Here is a 15,907-nt window from a genome sequence, read left to right on the forward strand (position 1 = left end):
ATGATGTCGCGGTCGCAGAGGAGTCGGACGTGCAAGACGGACAGCAACAGCCTGAATATGTGGAGAAGAGCGCATCGGGAGGCGTATCGAACAAGCTGGCATCGGCCGTTCGAGCGTGGCGTCGCTCATGGAGTGCGGGTTCGCGGCGACGGGGGAAGTCGGGGCAACGCGATCGGCATACAGGTATCCGGGCCGACGGTTTGGCTGCGCTCGAAGCCATCGGCGGAGAGAAGGGCGATGCGCTCGTCGGAACGCTCCAGCGCCTGTCGCCGGAATTTGCGCGGCTTTTGATCGAACAGATCTATGGCGAAGTTATCAGCCGCCCGGCGTTATCGTTGAAGGACAGGGAGCTGGTCACGGTGGCGATACTTGTCGCGCTCGGCGACGTGCCTTCGGCGCTCGACTTGCATTGTGTCGGTATGTTGCGAACAGGCTGGACGCCGCGCGAAATGACGCAGGTCATTTTGTTGGCGGCGGTTGGCGCCGAAATGCGGTCGTTCGAGGCGTCGATGGTCGTCGCTCGCAATGTCGTGGCGAAGAGCCGGGGCCGTGCGGGCGCAACGTTGCGCGAGCCGGGGCACGCCCAGCCGATTCCGGAGGACATCCGTGAAATGGCCTATTTGCTGTTCGGCGCTTCGCGGCACACGGATGTCTTGCTCGCGCTCGAGGGTATCGAGACTTGGGAAGGGATGCCGCTCGGCCCACGCGACAGGCGGTTGGTCGAGTTGTCGAGGACACTTGCACGTGGCAACGAACGCAGCGCGATCGCCTCGCATTTAGAACGCTGCCTGCTCGCCGGATGGACGCAAGAACAACTCGTGGAGCTGCTCATGCATATGACCGTCTACGCCGGCTGGCCGTTGACGCTCAATGCATTGCAACCGGCGACAGCTACGTTCGAGCGGTTCTCGGCGCAGAAAACGTAGACAAGCCTGCCCACGTTGGGGCTCGGGCTGGCGCTACGTAGCGTTGGGGTAGGTTAGAGCGCATCGTGAAAAATGATGCCGACCGTATGGCGTTCCCCGGAGCGGACGCGGCTCACGCCGTGGCGCAAGTTGACGCGATAGGGACCGCGCGTACCTTGGACGGGGCGGTGGCTCACGGCGAAGATTACGGCGTCGCCCTGTTGGAGCGGCACGACCTCGGGTCGCGATTGCATACGGGGGCGCTGTTCGGTGAGCACAAACTCGCCCCCTGTGAAGTCGGTGCCCGGTTGCGACAGCAAAATCGCAACTTGCAACGGAAACACATGTTCTCCGTAGAGATCTTGGTGCAGGCAGTTGTAGTCGCCCGGCCCGTATCGAAGGATGAGCGGGGTGGGACGCTGTTGGCCTGCTTCGTGGCAGCGCTCGATAAACGCCGTATGGGTTTTCGGATACCGTACCGCAATGCCCATCGCTTCGTTCCAACGATTGGCGATCGGTGCGAGATGCGGATACAGGGCCGAGCGTAGGGCGGCGATAGGTTGAGGAAGCGGGTAGGCGAAATATTTGTACTCGCCTTGTCCGAAGCCGTGCCGGCTCATTATCACGCGGCTGCGGTAGAGCGATTCGGTGTCGTAACGCGCGGCCAGGGCGCGGCATTCCGCGGCCGTCAGCATCCCGGAGACGACGGCGCATCCTTGCGCGTCGAGCGAGGCCTCGATATCGGGCCAATGGACGCTCCGCAGCTTCTCGGCCGGCGACTCGTCGGGGGCGGCGTGATTGACGGCGAGCTTGCCGTCGGGCGCGAATGGAACGGGTTTAACGATAGGCATGCTTAGCGGTGCGCGTAGTGCGGATGATCTCGATGCAGATATCGTGCACTGACTCTCAGGCATTCGCCCATCGAAACTTGCGGTTTCATTCGACCGCGCTGCCGCCGCTCAAGGCTGGGCTTTATAACCGAAATCGCGCAGCAGGGTTTTGCGGGCAACGACTTCTTCGTCGTTTTCAATGCCGAGGGGCGGGAAACCGTCGACCACGCCGAGGATGCTGCGGCCCTGGCCGGTTTCGGCTACGACCACTTCAACCGGATTGGCCGTTGCGCAAAAAATGCGGCAGACCTCCGGGACGTCGCGGACCTTCGGCAGGACATTGATCGGAAAGTAGCCTTGACCGAGGAAAAGTATGAAGCTGTGTCCGGCGCCGATAGCCTGGGCGTTATGGCAGGCGAGCTCGGTCAAACCGCTATGCGTGCCCGAGTGGCGGACGAGCCGTTTGCCGGACGCTTCGCAAAATGCCAGACCGAATTGAATACCGGGTACGGTTTCGTATAGCGCCTCATGGATGTCCTCGACCGATTTGATGAAATGCGTCTGGCCTAGGATGAAGTTCAGGTTGTCCGGGTTCGAGACGGTTACCGTGAGCAGTTGGAGCATGACGACCTCGCTAGGTGGCTGTTCGAGGGGTAGCTAGGTTCATTTTAGGTGGGCCGGCGCTTGGATTGTTGATTTGACATAACATGAATTATCAACCTAAGAAGTGTAAGAGCAAAGTTCTAATGTCGTATCTGGGCAAAGTTCAGATGTCGTAGTGCTGGGCTGTTTGGGCGCATTCTGGCGGAGTTTCGACCTGCCGGAGATCGCCCTGACGCGTTCAGGACTGATCACCATGAGCATGCGCGAGCTGGACAGATTGAAGGTCATTCAGGACGTGGTGGACGGCAAGCTACAGCCATGGCGTGCGGCCAACCGGCTGGAGCTAACGACGCGGCAGATTCGCCGGCTGGCTGCCCGGTTTCGGGAACACGGGCCGGCCGGGCTGGTGTCTGGTCATCGAGCCAAGCCCGGCAATCGTCGACTTGACGGCGACTACGTGGACGATGCGACGAGCCGCTTATTGACGCTGCATTTCACAGCGGCGGAGTTGGTCGTCAGTGACGCTAGCGCGTTAAACGGCGATTGAGATCCAATACCGCCAGTCCTCCCCACACGATCAATGCGGAGATGAAAAACCCTAAAAGCAGCATCACCGCAACAACTGGATCGTCATAGCTCTCCCCGTCAAGCGGTTCAAACGGCTTCGAAGCCCATCGCAATATGCGGTGTCCTATCGGACTTCTGACCAGCGACCAAAACCAGTGTTGCGATCCGAGGGCCCACCCGATCGGGATCGTAAGAACAATCGCTACGAGGAGCCGAAAAAGGAAACGCTTCATCGCACCTCCACCGTTCCGTAATACTCTATGGTGGTCCCGGGGATCCTCATAGTCGGCTGCCTCTTCAAAAACGCGCGGAGCCGCTGAAACTGTGCTGGATTCGCCAGCGTAATACAACCTTTGCTCTCGCCTAACCGCCTCACCGGATGCAACCGGAAGTGTCCGCGCTTGACCTCATCGATAACCGTATAGTCATCGATTACGCCGTCATTGCGGTACAGCGCGAACCACTCGCTACGCTGGCTATGGACCAATGCATCTTTAACCGCATCCCACAACCACCCCAAGTGCCCGCCGGATTGCCTATCGATGATGTAATACGTGCCTTTCGGGAGTGGCCCTTCGTCTTGTTTGGCTGTTGCCGCTGGGTTATCGATGGACGACCCGTCTCCCGAAAAAGCGGCGACCGCGCCGAGCCCAGGGCATTGAAGTACGGACATTCGTTCATTGTTTAGGTAGAACATGCAGCTAACCGGTATAAATATGGCCCTCTATTTTTTGTGCCGACATTATAAATAACTTGCTGATAAACCCGACTCGCCGACCGCACTCAACGAAACCGCAAGATGCGGTTAGCCCGCTTGAGCCGCGTTGGACACCATACGCCTGACTCCACTCGCTAAGCAGGCTTCCAACGCAATGCCAGTCCAAACCGCGACACCCCCATCCGCCGCATCGCTACCTGCGGCCTTTCATCGCCTCGCCTGGTCGAATCTCGCGGCCCAGTGCGCCGAACAAATCTGCCTCGCCGCGACGCCGATCGTCGCTGTGTTCACGCTTGGCGCCGGAGCCGGTCAAACCGGTTGGCTGCAAACGGCCCAGACCATGCCGTTCCTCGTTCTATCGGTTGTGCTCGGCGTTTGGGCCGATCAAACTTCACGCCAAAAGCTGATGGCCTGTGCCGAAGCCGTGCGCTGCGCTGCCCTCCTCGCTATCCTCGCCGCGCTCGTCACCGGCAGCTTGTCGTTACCGGTGCTGGCCGTTTGCGGATTCATAGCCGCATGCGGCACGGTCGCCTACAACGTCGCAGCGCCAGCGCTTGTCACGACCTTGGTCGAACGCGGCGCATGGGCCGCAGCGAACGGGCGCATCGAGCTTGCTCGCAGCGTCGCTTATTCAGCCGGCCCGGCAATCGGTGGGCTGCTGGTCGGCATGATTGGCGCTCCGGTCGCTTTCATCACCGCAGCCGGCCTTTCCGCTGTGGCCGTCTTACTGCTCGCAAAGATCAGAGAACCGGCGCGCGCGCCCACGGAAACGCGACGATTCACATCCGAACTGCGCGACGGCGCAACATTCGTAGCGGGCAACGCTCTTTTGCGAGCCGTCGTCTCGACTGCAGTCTTTTTTAATATCGGCTTCTTCGTCATCCAAGCGGTATATGTCCCGTACGCGAGACTGCACCTCGGACTCTCGGCGGCGGAAGTCGGTGCGACCCTAGCCGCCTACGGCGTAGGCATGATCATCGGCGCGTTATGCGCTCCGAAGATATCGATGTTGCTGCCCTTCGGTCGCGTGCTGATCGTGGGACCGCTATGCGGGCTCGCCGCATCGCTAACGCTATGCGTAACGCTTTTCGTCCCTTCACCATGGATCGCGTCAGCCGCCTATTTCGAACTCGGCTTCGGGCCGATACTTTGGGTGATCAGCTCCACTACCCTTCGGCAGGCGATCACGCCCCAGGCCATGCTGGGCCGCGTATCGGCGTTGATCAGCACCGCGACTTACGGCTCGCGTCCGGTCGGCGCTTTGATCGGCGCGACGTTGGGCGGCGCGGCGGGCGCGCGGCCGTGTCTTGTCGTGGCGGTTGCCGCATTCGCAATTCAGGCGTTTATCATCCTGCGCTCGCCCGCCGCTCGGCTCGACGATCTGCCCGCCAGTGCGCTCACGACACACAAGTAATCGACCGCGGCGTTGGGATTGGGCTTACTCCGATGCAACAACAAGCGCATACGACGCTGCGATGACCCGATCGAGAACAGTCGAGTCCGGCTTCATGGCTTCCGAAACGACGTTGGTATCGAGGTCGATCATTCGAACCTCACCGGTTCCGCCGGCTTCTTTTCTCGCGTTTGATCCATCGCCGCGACATCCTCATTTGTCAGCCCCACTTTGCGTCCTAGAGCGGCCAGGGCGTCGCCCAAGCGAACGCGTTTTTCCGGTTGGACGGCACTCGCGAGAATCTCCCGGATCTCCGCCGCGGTACTTTGCCCATGCTGTGCAGCCTGAAGCCTAAGGGCGCGATGGACCTCGTCAGGCACGTTGCGTACGGTCAGAATCGCCATAATCAATTCTCCAGCCAATGCTAGCAATGACGTCACTTCTATCATACTGAAGTCACCGCAGAGGCTGCCATCACGTGCACGGGGTTTGCTCGTTCGTACATGCAGGCAGCGCCGCTGCCGTTCCTCACGAAAACATATCGAAAGGAGTCGCATCATGGCAAATAAACAGGCGCCGAATCAATCTGAAACCTCAACCGGGCAACCCGGTTCGGAGCAAGACGAAACGGGCGGCACGTTCAAGACCGACGTCTCCGAAACCGACGATGAAGGTACGACTGTCCGCAAAGCCGAAGTGCATGAGGACGATCTAACCGAAGTCGATCGCTCGAAGGAACAAGGGCACAGTTAACCGCGGAAACCGACCCAGCCGGCGCTGCGCTAAAACAGCGCCGGCTTTGCGACCATCAGAAAGTACACGGTCTAACCCGGTACCGACAAGAAGTACCGATGAGAGGATATGCAATGTCTTGACGAGCAAATACGCGTTCATGTGCGCCTCTCCTCACTGTAGAGGACAAACAGAATTGCGAGGATCGGCAGATTCTTGAGAATGGGCGCGAACGGCTCGATCAGGAACTCGGGCATGACGGCCGCGATCAGCACGGTATATCCGATAATCAGCGCCGCCTGTAAGAGCCATAACGCGCGGTAGGCACCCAACATCTCTCGATAGGTGACCTCCGTGGCCCACCGCATCGATACACGAACAAGACGCTTCGCCGTCGCGAGCCAACAAGCGCGAGATCGCATACGTCGTCGATATGGACGGGCCTCAATACCTGCTCGCCGCTCCCGGGCAGAAAGCGAATCGGCACGCCCGCCAAAGCGCGAAATAAGCGGGCCGACGTCCCCACCGCGCCATAGACCAAGGCCGGCCGAATTTGAACGACATGCCGTATCGTTTGCAGGCGGCAGGCCTCGAATAGCGCAATCGGTGCTTCGGTATGCATGCGCGAAAACGTCCGTTTCCCTCGCTCGACGATGATGCCCACGGCATTGATCACCGCATCGACATTGCGAACTTTATCGAGCCAGTCTTGCGCCGACACATCGGTCGCAAGTCTATCGCGATTTCTTCTGAGCGCTGCGGCCGCCGTACGCCGCGAACCACCCCATGCCCGTCTTGCGTCAACCGCCTTGAAATCGCACTACCGATAAATCCGCTCGCCCCGCATACCAAGACCTTCATGACGCGCTCCTCGCCGGGTGCGATGGTCCGGCGCATCACGTCTTACTTTTCCGAACGGTTCGACCGATACGCGCTGCGGTACCGAACGTTTTCATCAGCGTTCAGGCTTCAACCGCAGCGTTTCATCAAACTAAGAATCAATCAGGCGTAGACTTGTATACAAGGTACCCATTCTCTCCGCCATCCTGATTCTCTACAGCAAAATTCCCCCAGTTTCCGAATTGGTCAAATATCGTGAACTGAGGTGGTGAGACGTCCTGGGTGTCTTGGGGGTAGATCGGCACAGCATTAGTATGGTAGTAATACACACTAGTGACGGACGATCCATCTAGATTATAGGGTATCGAACCCATATCATATGTCTTATACCAAAATTCCCAATTACCACTTTGCCCCAGGGTGAATAGAAATGTCATCCACCAGCGCCCAGAATTGTCACTATATCGATCCAACTTCCAATAGTTGTAAATATCCCATGAGTTCTCGCCCACATTATTTGGATCGGTCGGATTTGTAGACGTCAAGTTATTAAAGCGTAACTTATGAATGACCGCACCGAGAGGAACGCCTTCACCTTCCTTCGAGTCATCTATTTGAAGAGAATGAAGCCATGCCTGATGGTCATTTGTTTTGACAGTTTGATCGTCGACGGTAACCTTGCACAAATCCATCGTATACACAACCTCCTCCAACAATGAAAAAACAGCGGGAGATTTGTAATTAGGGGATACATCTGGAGACCCAAGTTGCTGGCTCGAGCACGTATAAATGGCGCCAGTGGTTGTTTTAATAACCCAGCCGATCTGCACACTACTTACATAATGATCCGTGCGCACATAGAAATCGATGCTATTTATCGGATCGCCCTGTTTACTGGGAATTTGTGGAGTCAACCTGCTTTGAGGTGGATATTTATAGAAATCACCAGGAGCCGTGTCGACAGCCCAATTATCATCGTCGGCGAGATTCTGATTGAAACTCGTAGCATTGTAGTCGATCAACCAGACACATGCCTGAAGATCAGCCGCTGTAAGCGGAACGGGCTTGCTCTGCGTATCCAGGGCGACAAATTGAACGGTAATCTTCATCTGATTACCATTGTTTGCGTAGATACAACTACTTTCCGCCTTGATAGCCGGGCTTGCTATCGTTGCGAAATCAACGGTATCGCTCATTAGCCTTCTCCGAATGTCTTGATGAAAATTGAACGCACGGCGAATAAAACTCGACTCAAAGCGAATGTTATTTTTACGAAATATCTGTGTACGTGTACGCGGTCGTCAACGACGGCGCATCCGAATATGGCGTCAAATAGTGTGTTTTTATTACGCTCTTCATAAAGCGTTTCGAGCCACGGAGCGAATCTTGACGACAGCGCGCACCATCCTCTCCCTCACAGCAGAGAGATCTCACAATTCGGATCCTGCTGATTTGTTTCAATGCTATCGTGCATATAACCGCCGAAAACGTCAGACACATCGCTTGCGCCGGAAGAGCCACCACCCGTATTGGCCCTTGTGTATAACGACACGGCCCGAGGTTGCCCCGGAATCAATCAGGCGTAGACTTGTATACAAGGTACCCATTCTCTCCGCCATCCTGATTCTCTACAGCAAAACTCCCCGAGTTGCCGAATTGGTCAAATATCATGAACTGAGGCGGTAAAGCGTCGCTGACATCTTCAGGGGAAACCGGCACGGCAGAAGTATGGTAGTAATATACACTGGTGACGGCCGACCCATCTAAATTATAGGGTATCGAACCCATATTATAGTTTTTAAACCAAAAATTCCAACTCCCCGACACGCCCGCAGATAGCTGGAATATCATCCACCATCGCCCACCATTGTCACTATATCGATCCAACTTCCAATAGTTGTAAAAATAATATGGGTTGAAGCCCGAGATATTGGGATCGATCGTACATGTCAAATCACTAAAAACTAGACTATGAATGATTGCACCCCGAGGAACACCTTCACCATCCTTCGAATGATCTATTTGAAGAGAATGAATCCATGCCTGATAGTCATTTGTTTTGACCGTTTGATTGTCGACGGTAACTTTACAATTATCCATCGTATACACAACCGCCTCGATCAATGAAAAACTGGCGGGAGACTTGTAATTAGGGGATACATCTGGTGAACCAAGTTGCTGGCTCGAGCACGTGTAAATGGCGCCAGTGGTTGTTTTAATAACCCAGCCGATCTGCACACTACTTACATAATGACCCGTGCGCACATAGAAATCGATGCTATTTATCGGATCATCCTGCTCGCTGGAAATTTGCGGCGCCAAACTGCTTTGAGATGGATAATTATAAAACTCACTAGGAGCCGTATCGACAGCCCAATTATCATCATCGGCGAGCTTCTGATTGAAGCTCGTAGCATTGTAGTCGATCAACCAGACACATGCCTGAAGATCAGCCGCTGTAAGCGAAACGGGCTTGCTCTGCGCGTTCAAGGCGACAAATTGAACAGTAAGCTTCATCTGATTATATGAATTTGCGTATATGCAACTACTTTCCGCCTTGATAGACGGGTTTGCTATCGTCGCGAAATCAACGGTATCGCTCATTGTCCTTCTCCGAATGCCTTAATGAAAATCGAACGCCTGACGAATAAAACTCGATTCAAAGCGGATATAATTTTTATGAGATATCGGTGTACCTGTATACTGTCGTCAACGACGGCACATCCGAATACGACGTCAAATAGGGTGTTTTTGTTACACTCTTCATAAAGCGCTTCGAGAAACCGAGCGGATCTTGAGGACAATCCGTACCATCACTGCCGTCGCCAACATAGAACGCCCAGGTAGTTTTAGGTGAGCATTGGCTTTGGCAGCCCTCGTCTTCGTATGCCGTCGATTCGGTCAAATTGCCCTGATCGTCATACTTGGTAACGACCACGTGCTGCTGCTGATTTCCCGATGACGTCCAGGTTGTCGTTTTTTTCGTCGGGCATTGACAGTTCGAAACCTGCTGATCGAAGGTTTTACCCTTTTTGAGATTTGCGTACTCAGTTGTAACGGTGCGCACGTATCCGTTTTGGTTTACTTTTTCCTCTATCAAAAGGTGATAACGATTGTATTTGCGAGTCGTTACGACAGAGTCGGCGCCGCATGTTTTCGTTTCGACGCTGCCGTACGTATAATCGTCGAAAACGCCGTATAGTGCATCGCTTGTGCTGGAGGATGCACCGCCCGTATTAGCCCCAAGAAAGCTGCCTCCGAGATATGCGTACTTACTGACTATGGGTGGTTGTTGACAACCTGGATCACGCGTATAGGAAGCTACGAGCGGCAACGGCGGGGTGGACGAGTCGGGAAAGGACGCACCCGTGCCGTCATCGAGATATTGAACGCTTTCCGTTTTGGCGTTTCCGCTTTGCCCGGGTGTGGTGACACCCGTAACCCATGCCCCCCAGGATCCGTTCTGTCCAACCGTGTCATAGGTCAACGTCCATATCAAAGGGTTGTTTGTCCCAAGACTGAAATTCTTGATGGTCAGGATGCCGTCACTCACAAGCAGCTGCACATCGTACGTTTCCGTCTGCCCCGGGTAGAAGGTGAAGGTAGGGCCAGTTGGTTGAGAATAATCTACGCTGAGCAGTTTGGTACCATTATCATCGACAATATAGTCGAGCCTCGGAACCGGGCCGCTAGTATTCCAGTGAAGCGTTAGGCTGTGCCCCAGATGATTGATCAACTGTTTGGGCATTTTTAGTCGAGATGGGTACGCACCAGGCCCATCCAAAATCTCCACGGCACCGGATCTATAAGTGATCTTATAGTTATCTGCGCCTTTCTCGATCCTGACGTGGTCGAGCTTTTTTTGGAGAATTTCCATAGTATCGTCGTTGACGATATATTGCTCCCCCGTTGACAGCGAAAGCCGGCATGGCGTCTGAGACGTATCGTATTGCGTCGTATTCAACGACACCCCTGGACCGAATACAGTTGTGGTGGGACCGTTTAGCGACGCAAGCGGGCTATAGCTCAGGGCGATAGGAAGCGTGGGGCCGAGATGGTTGTTCCCAACAACTTCGCCAAGCTTGATGCTGACGTTGAACATACCGGTGCGCGGGTCGACCGAGCCTTCGACGTCGTTACGGAAATTACCGGCTTGTGTATAAAAACTGGGCAAGTTACTCATGAATCGAATTCCCAATTAAATTGTCCTTGATGTCAAACATCGACAGGGTCGTGAGACGGTGGCGCGCTAGCGCACCGCGATCCAGTCCACCAATCGGCTCGCAGTGCGCCCTACATAGGTGCCCGCGAGCAGAAATCCGATCCGCACGCGATAGAGGATTGATTCCTCGCGCCACCACGCTAGGGACACACCATCGTCTTCAGTGTTGGCCATCTCCGCCGAAAACCGACGCATCAATGTGTTCACGCCCGATCGCGCCACGTCAATCCCCGATCTGATCGCCCCCGTGCGTGCGTTCATACTCGCTTGCTCCGGGGTAGGATCCAGCTCGGCCTGTCCGGCGTTGCGGCGCGCTACTTCCCGCCACGCTGCTTGCCGGACCCGCTCTGCTTCCTGGGCCTCTGCGTCTATTCCGTCGTTCAAGGTCGACGGATCTTGGGGAAATTCCTCAAACTCTATGCCGGCCTCTTCCGCCTCCGAAAACGCCCCCGCGGCGAACTTCGATACAGCACCGAGCAACTCCCCGGCGCCCAGAGTCGCTACCGATAGCGTCGTTGTGGATATGACGTTGGCCCATGAAGCGGAAATGTGCAGATCATTTTCAAGGAGTCCATTTTCGAACTTGCCCTGAGCCCATCCAATGCCCTTGAGCGCCCAATATGCCCCCGAGAACTTCGCGCCCTTCCAATTCATGAAATCTTGTATTCCTTCGCCAACCCAATGCTTCAAGTAAATGACAGGGTTATATTTGTCCAGCCCAAGCGGGTAAAGTACGAGGGAAAGTGCGCCGCCTTTTATCGCGTGGCTGAAATAGTCACCCGCGCCATGCAGGACCTTCTTGAAAATATGGAAGATATTGAAGTGACCGGTCGGATCTGAATAATTAATCGGGTCGCCGGAGCAGTAGGCGTAGGGATTAATACCGCCCGCCAGGAACGGACTCATATTGTCTTGCGACGTAAACCGCATCAGCGACGGCAGATACGCCCGATAGCCGTTGCCGAGCAGGTAGCCTTGGATCACCTCGTCGCGGTATTCGCCATCGTAGCCGAGCACCGTCGCGCTTTCGGCGGCCGAGCGTTCGCCGTAGGGGCTGTACCCAAATTGCTCGGGTTTGGCGGTGCCATTGCTCGCGCCCAAAACGGACCCCGCGTGATCCGCACTGGTGAGCCACACCCCCGAATTCGCACCCGAGATCGATTGCGACGTGCATCCTGCTGCCGACCACAACATGCGCACGGCGTTCTCGCCTTGCACAACGTTGACTAATCGATCGGCCAGATAGTAGAAATAGGTCGTCGCGTCCGATTGGTCGTCCCGCACGTGCTTGTAGCGCCGGCTATAGGCGTCGTAAGCGTACGTCGCCTTTCGGTTCGTCTTGCTGTCCTGCGCAGCCTGTATCCGTCCTTGCATGTCATAAACGAACGAAAGCGTCATGCCGTCGTCGGTCATGCGCCCGGCCGCATCGTAGCTGGGCTTGCCGCTCGCGGGATAAGAGGAATGCGTATTCGTGAAAGAGGTTAGCCTACAGGGATCGGTTGCACAGGCATAAGTGAAAACGGCGGTATTGCTGCCGCCCTTGGCGAAAGCGGTCACCACATTCGTTATGTTGTTCTGCGCATCGAAGACGAACTTCTGGCTTTGCAGTTCGTTGTTGTAGCGGTCTTTCGGGTAAGCGCCGTCTACCGCTGTGCAAGTCCAGGAAACCAACCGATTGCGCTCGTCGTAGCCATACGTTTCGTCGCGGTACGTCGCATTGTCGTAGTAGCCTGTGGTCCGGCGGGTGAGCTGATCGGCTTCATTCCACGTCTGCGTCAACTTCCATACCTGTGTGCCCTTGTCGGTGATCAGGTCGGTGATCACGCGCGAAATTTCACGGCCGTAATCGTCCGGCGTGATATGCGTATGCAACTGATGCGAGTTGGTTGCATCAGCGGCTACCCAGTCCGTCAGTCGGCCGACCGCGTCGTAAGTGAGCGTCACCGACATATCGTCGTCTTTTATCGTCTGTGCCCGTCCGTCTGGATAGCGCTCGATGGTTGTCGTTTTTTTGTCGACGTGCGTGTACTGATAGGGAGCGCCGTCCACGGTATATATCCAACCGGTGCAGGTTTGGTTTCCGTCCAGCGTAATCGCCTGGCTCTGCATTCGGCCTGAAGGGTACGGCGTAGACTGAATCTGGGTTGAAGCTGCCGCAGCTTCCGTCGGGAAGCCCGTCACGCTGTCGTATGAAAAGGTATGGCTCCCGTCGCTAGCGCTCAATGAAATGAGCGTGTCGCCCAGCTCTCTACGGTATGCAAACTGCAGAGCGACTGTTTCTGGCGCGGTGCCTTTATCGTGCGGCGGCGTGATCTGTGATGCCTGGGTATCCTCGGGTTTATCGTAGGTGTAGCTCCAAACGTTCTTGTCAGCGATTGCCGATGCAATTGCCTCACAGCCGACAGTCTTGTAGACGACTCGCCCGAGCCCATCGAACTGCTGGGTGCCTGACAGGCAACCGTTGACCAGGATCTGCGTCACATCCTTGCTGCCCGAGTCGGGACGGTACTTACGCGTCACTACCGCCACCGGCATGGTCTGCTGGGTCACCTCATTAGTGGTAGCAGGCAATGTCGTTTTGACCACCCGCCCCCAATCGTCGTAGTCGTAGCTCGTCGTGTGGCCGCGCTCGTCGGTGAGCTTGCGCAACCTGTGCAGGCCGTCGTACTCCATCGAGCGCGTGCTGTAAGGCTGTGCGCTGCTCGGATCGTCACCGGTCGCATAGCGCGCAATCTTTATTGGCAAGCCACCGGCATCGTAAGTGGTGACCGTCAGCGCTGTTTGTATGGCGCCAGTGCCGCTACCGCGGCCAACGGTTCGTTGGCGCGCAATAGGATCGTAGCTGGAACTCACGTAGCGGCCATCGGTATCGAGTCGGTTCTGCTGGCCCCAATCGTCATACGACGATGTTTCCACACTGCTGTAGGCTTGGCTGAAATTCGGGAGCCAGTCGTTGTTGGTGCGTTGCTTCGTGCGTCCAAGCTCGTCGTAGCTAACGACCGCACGCTGATGGTCATGCGATGGCTCGGTTACACCGTTGTCCACATCGCTAGTTTCACCGTAGAGCAATCTGCCCAGTGCGTCCAACCCGCAGCGCGTCGTATTGCCGACTACCGTAACGCCGTTGACGACGCTCGACGACGTAGTGCGAATCGTGATTAACAACGACTCCGTGCCGCCATCGCTCAGGGCATAGTTATAAGCAGTGGTGCAGGCGTACGGTGTGTTCGGCGCAAGCGTCTTCTCTATCACACGGCCCAAGCCGTCATATTTGTAGGAGGTAGCATTGCCTTTAGCGTCGACGGTTTGCCATACTCGACCGGTCCAGACTGAATGGCTGCCGGTTGCGGTGCGCGACAAACCGTCATTCGCCGTCATCGTCGAACTATACTTCAGCGCGCCAGGCAGATCGGAGTCGGGCTGGTATTCGTATGACTGCGTCGCCGTGTAGCTTTTTTGAGGATCGTCGTCGGAATAATGAACGTGCGTACTTGTTTTCGGGCGACCCAAGTTGGCCTTATCCGTGTAGTATTGAAACGACGACTGCATCAAATTCTGGGTGCTACTCGAGTGCGATTCGCTTGCTTTTAGAATTGTCATCTTCTGTCCCAAGCTACGAGTTATGAATGCACCCAGCTTTATCGGCTGAATAACGTCGATCGACAGCAATTGGCCGGCGCAGTTTTAAATTGATTCGGATTTACGATAAAGTGAACCGCAGATTGCAAAAATAATGTCACCCAAGCTTTAAATCATAAGCATCCTATATGATTCAAGCCATTGGAGTCAGTGTAGAGAAAAATTGCGCGAGAGACCGATCTTTTATTTAACGATCGTCGGCGAATCATTAGATATTGAGAATATGTTCGACGCGCGGCCAGACCGCACGTCGAGACGCTCGATACTTGCGTTGTTCACCATCATGACAAGGTCAGTCGCTCGTCGCGGCGACAGCGCTCCCAACTTTTGGATGAAGTTGCCCTACCCTCGCCCAGAAACCGCCCGAACACGCCCGTCGCGAGCACTGCCGCGTTCCAATAGCGCCTCATAGACGTCCACGTACTCGCGCGCCATCCGCATACTCGTAAAGCGCGTCTCGAACGCGGCCCGGCATCGGCGTCGATCGATGGCATCCAGACGCCCGATGGCATCGACCGCGTCCTCCTCGCTATCGACGATATACCCCGTCACCCCGTGTTCGAGCACTTCGGGCACAGCGCCGCACCGGAACGCAACCGTGGGCGTGCCGCAGGCCATCGCCTCGATCATGACCATCCCGAACGGCTCCGGCCATTGGATGGGAAAAATCAACGCGCGGGCCCTCGACAGCAACTCGACGCGCGCCTGTCCGCCCACCTCGCCCAAGTAGTCGACCGTATCGCGGTTCGCGTCGATCAACGGCGCGATGCGCTCTTCGAAATACCGTTGTTCGCCCGGATGCACCTTCGCCGCCATCTTCAACCGCAGCCCCGCACGGCGACCGATTTCGATCGCAAGATCCGGCCGTTTCTCAGGCATCATCCGGCCCAGAAACAATAAGTAATCCTCAGCATCTTCTTGAAGCGCGAAAGCGTTTTCCGGCAATCCGTGATGGATCGTTGCCTGCCAGTTCGCCCATGGAATCGGCTGTCGCTGGCAGTCCGATATGGATACGAGCGGCGCCTCCGAGAACTCCCGCAAGAGCGGTCCATGGTCGGCCGGTAATAAACGTCCGTGCATGGTGGTCACGTGAGCGCAAGGCAGACGCCGCGCCGAGGGGAAATAAAGCGGGTCGGTATGGAAATGCACGACGTCGAAACACCCTGCCCGTTGAACGACGGCTTCCACCTCGCGCACATGGTGCGTTAGTGTGTCCCACACGCCGGTGTCGCGCCACAGGCCACGCTCGCAGATGGGAATGAGTTCGCCCGACGTCGTCGAATCGGCCGTGGCGAACAGCGTGACGTGATGGCCGAGTGCGACCAACGCCTCGGTCAAGTAATGCACCACCCGTTCCGTGGCCCCATATCCATAAGGCGGAACGGATTCGTACAACGGCGCGACTTGGGCAATGCGCATCGACGGGCCTCCGCATCGAACGAATGCGCCGCGCTTGAA

Annotated in this window: 14 protein-coding genes and 2 pseudogenes; 5 read left to right on the top strand and 11 right to left on the bottom strand. The window is 56.1% G+C overall.

The features are described 5' to 3' along the window. Nucleotides 1-29: 29 nt before the first annotated feature. Nucleotides 30-926, top strand: coding sequence for a carboxymuconolactone decarboxylase family protein (locus AB1286_RS01815; protein ID WP_430361654.1), 897 nt, complete (start codon nucleotides 30-32; stop codon nucleotides 924-926). A 53-nt stretch (nucleotides 927-979) separates the two neighbouring features. Here the strand turns inward: AB1286_RS01815 and AB1286_RS01820 are convergent, their stop codons facing one another. Together AB1286_RS01820 and AB1286_RS01825 are read right to left on the bottom strand one after the other, a co-directional pair. Beyond that, on the bottom strand, nucleotides 980-1,756 hold the full coding sequence (locus tag AB1286_RS01820; protein ID WP_430361655.1) for a 2OG-Fe(II) oxygenase: 777 nt from the start codon (nucleotides 1,754-1,756) through the stop codon (nucleotides 980-982). 108 nt (nucleotides 1,757-1,864) lie between these two features. After that, nucleotides 1,865-2,359, bottom strand: coding sequence for an adenosine-specific kinase (locus tag AB1286_RS01825; protein WP_430361656.1), 495 nt, complete (start codon nucleotides 2,357-2,359; stop codon nucleotides 1,865-1,867). A 232-nt stretch (nucleotides 2,360-2,591) separates the two neighbouring features. On the opposite strand from AB1286_RS01825, the pseudogene AB1286_RS01830 reads away from it, so the two are divergent. Beyond that, nucleotides 2,592-2,813, top strand: a pseudogene (locus tag AB1286_RS01830) (helix-turn-helix domain-containing protein); the annotation flags it as partial. A gap of 321 nt (nucleotides 2,814-3,134) precedes the next feature. Here AB1286_RS01830 and AB1286_RS01835 read toward each other — a convergent pair. Beyond that, nucleotides 3,135-3,617, bottom strand: coding sequence for a DUF2778 domain-containing protein (locus tag AB1286_RS01835; RefSeq protein WP_430364959.1), 483 nt, complete (start codon nucleotides 3,615-3,617; stop codon nucleotides 3,135-3,137). 160 nt (nucleotides 3,618-3,777) lie between these two features. Between AB1286_RS01835 and AB1286_RS01840 the strand changes: the two genes are divergently transcribed. Continuing rightward, nucleotides 3,778-5,037 (top strand): MFS transporter, encoded by a 1,260-nt coding sequence (locus AB1286_RS01840; RefSeq protein ID WP_430361657.1) that lies wholly within the window; start codon nucleotides 3,778-3,780, stop codon nucleotides 5,035-5,037. A gap of 128 nt (nucleotides 5,038-5,165) precedes the next feature. On the opposite strand, the gene AB1286_RS01845 is transcribed toward AB1286_RS01840, so the two are convergent. Continuing rightward, on the bottom strand, nucleotides 5,166-5,420 hold the full coding sequence (locus AB1286_RS01845; RefSeq protein WP_430364960.1) for a FitA-like ribbon-helix-helix domain-containing protein: 255 nt from the start codon (nucleotides 5,418-5,420) through the stop codon (nucleotides 5,166-5,168). A 154-nt stretch (nucleotides 5,421-5,574) separates the two neighbouring features. Here AB1286_RS01845 and AB1286_RS01850 point away from each other — a divergent pair, with 154 nt between their 5' ends. Beyond that, on the top strand, nucleotides 5,575-5,769 hold the full coding sequence (locus AB1286_RS01850) for a hypothetical protein (protein WP_430361658.1): 195 nt from the start codon (nucleotides 5,575-5,577) through the stop codon (nucleotides 5,767-5,769). Nucleotides 5,770-5,840: 71 nt separating this feature from the next. Here AB1286_RS01850 and AB1286_RS01855 read toward each other — a convergent pair. Together AB1286_RS01855 and AB1286_RS01860 are read right to left on the bottom strand one after the other, a co-directional pair. Then, nucleotides 5,841-5,910 (bottom strand): annotated as a pseudogene (locus AB1286_RS01855) (DUF2269 domain-containing protein); the annotation flags it as partial. After that, nucleotides 5,907-6,170, bottom strand: coding sequence for a DoxX-like family protein (locus AB1286_RS01860; RefSeq protein WP_430361659.1), 264 nt, complete (start codon nucleotides 6,168-6,170; stop codon nucleotides 5,907-5,909). The pseudogene AB1286_RS01855 and the gene AB1286_RS01860, both read right to left, overlap by 4 nt. Nucleotides 6,171-6,364: 194 nt before the next feature. Here AB1286_RS01860 and AB1286_RS01865 point away from each other — a divergent pair, with 194 nt between their 5' ends. Continuing rightward, entirely contained in the window at nucleotides 6,365-6,760 is a 396-nt protein-coding gene (locus tag AB1286_RS01865; protein WP_430361660.1) for a hypothetical protein, read from the top strand. Here AB1286_RS01865 and AB1286_RS01870 read toward each other — a convergent pair. The 5 genes from AB1286_RS01870 to AB1286_RS01890 form a co-directional block, all read right to left on the bottom strand. Then, the gene (locus AB1286_RS01870) at nucleotides 6,747-7,784 is read right to left on the bottom strand and encodes a hypothetical protein (protein ID WP_430361661.1); all 1,038 of its coding nucleotides are present in this window, start codon (nucleotides 7,782-7,784) and stop codon (nucleotides 6,747-6,749) included. The genes AB1286_RS01865 and AB1286_RS01870 overlap by 14 nt on opposite strands. Nucleotides 7,785-8,160: 376 nt before the next feature. Continuing rightward, nucleotides 8,161-9,192, bottom strand: a complete 1,032-nt coding sequence (locus AB1286_RS01875) for a hypothetical protein (RefSeq protein WP_430361662.1) — start codon at nucleotides 9,190-9,192, stop codon at nucleotides 8,161-8,163. A gap of 73 nt (nucleotides 9,193-9,265) precedes the next feature. After that, on the bottom strand, nucleotides 9,266-10,771 hold the full coding sequence (locus AB1286_RS01880; protein WP_430361663.1) for a hypothetical protein: 1,506 nt from the start codon (nucleotides 10,769-10,771) through the stop codon (nucleotides 9,266-9,268). Nucleotides 10,772-10,837: 66 nt separating this feature from the next. After that, complete coding sequence (locus tag AB1286_RS01885; RefSeq protein ID WP_430361664.1) at nucleotides 10,838-14,410, bottom strand: RHS repeat-associated core domain-containing protein; 3,573 nt, start codon at nucleotides 14,408-14,410, stop codon at nucleotides 10,838-10,840. A gap of 381 nt (nucleotides 14,411-14,791) precedes the next feature. After that, complete coding sequence (locus tag AB1286_RS01890; protein ID WP_430361665.1) at nucleotides 14,792-15,868, bottom strand: glycosyltransferase family 4 protein; 1,077 nt, start codon at nucleotides 15,866-15,868, stop codon at nucleotides 14,792-14,794. Between the last annotated feature and the right edge of the window lie 39 nt (nucleotides 15,869-15,907).

This window comes from Trinickia sp. NRRL B-1857 (assembly GCF_050470685.1).
GTDB lineage: Bacteria > Pseudomonadota > Gammaproteobacteria > Burkholderiales > Burkholderiaceae > Trinickia.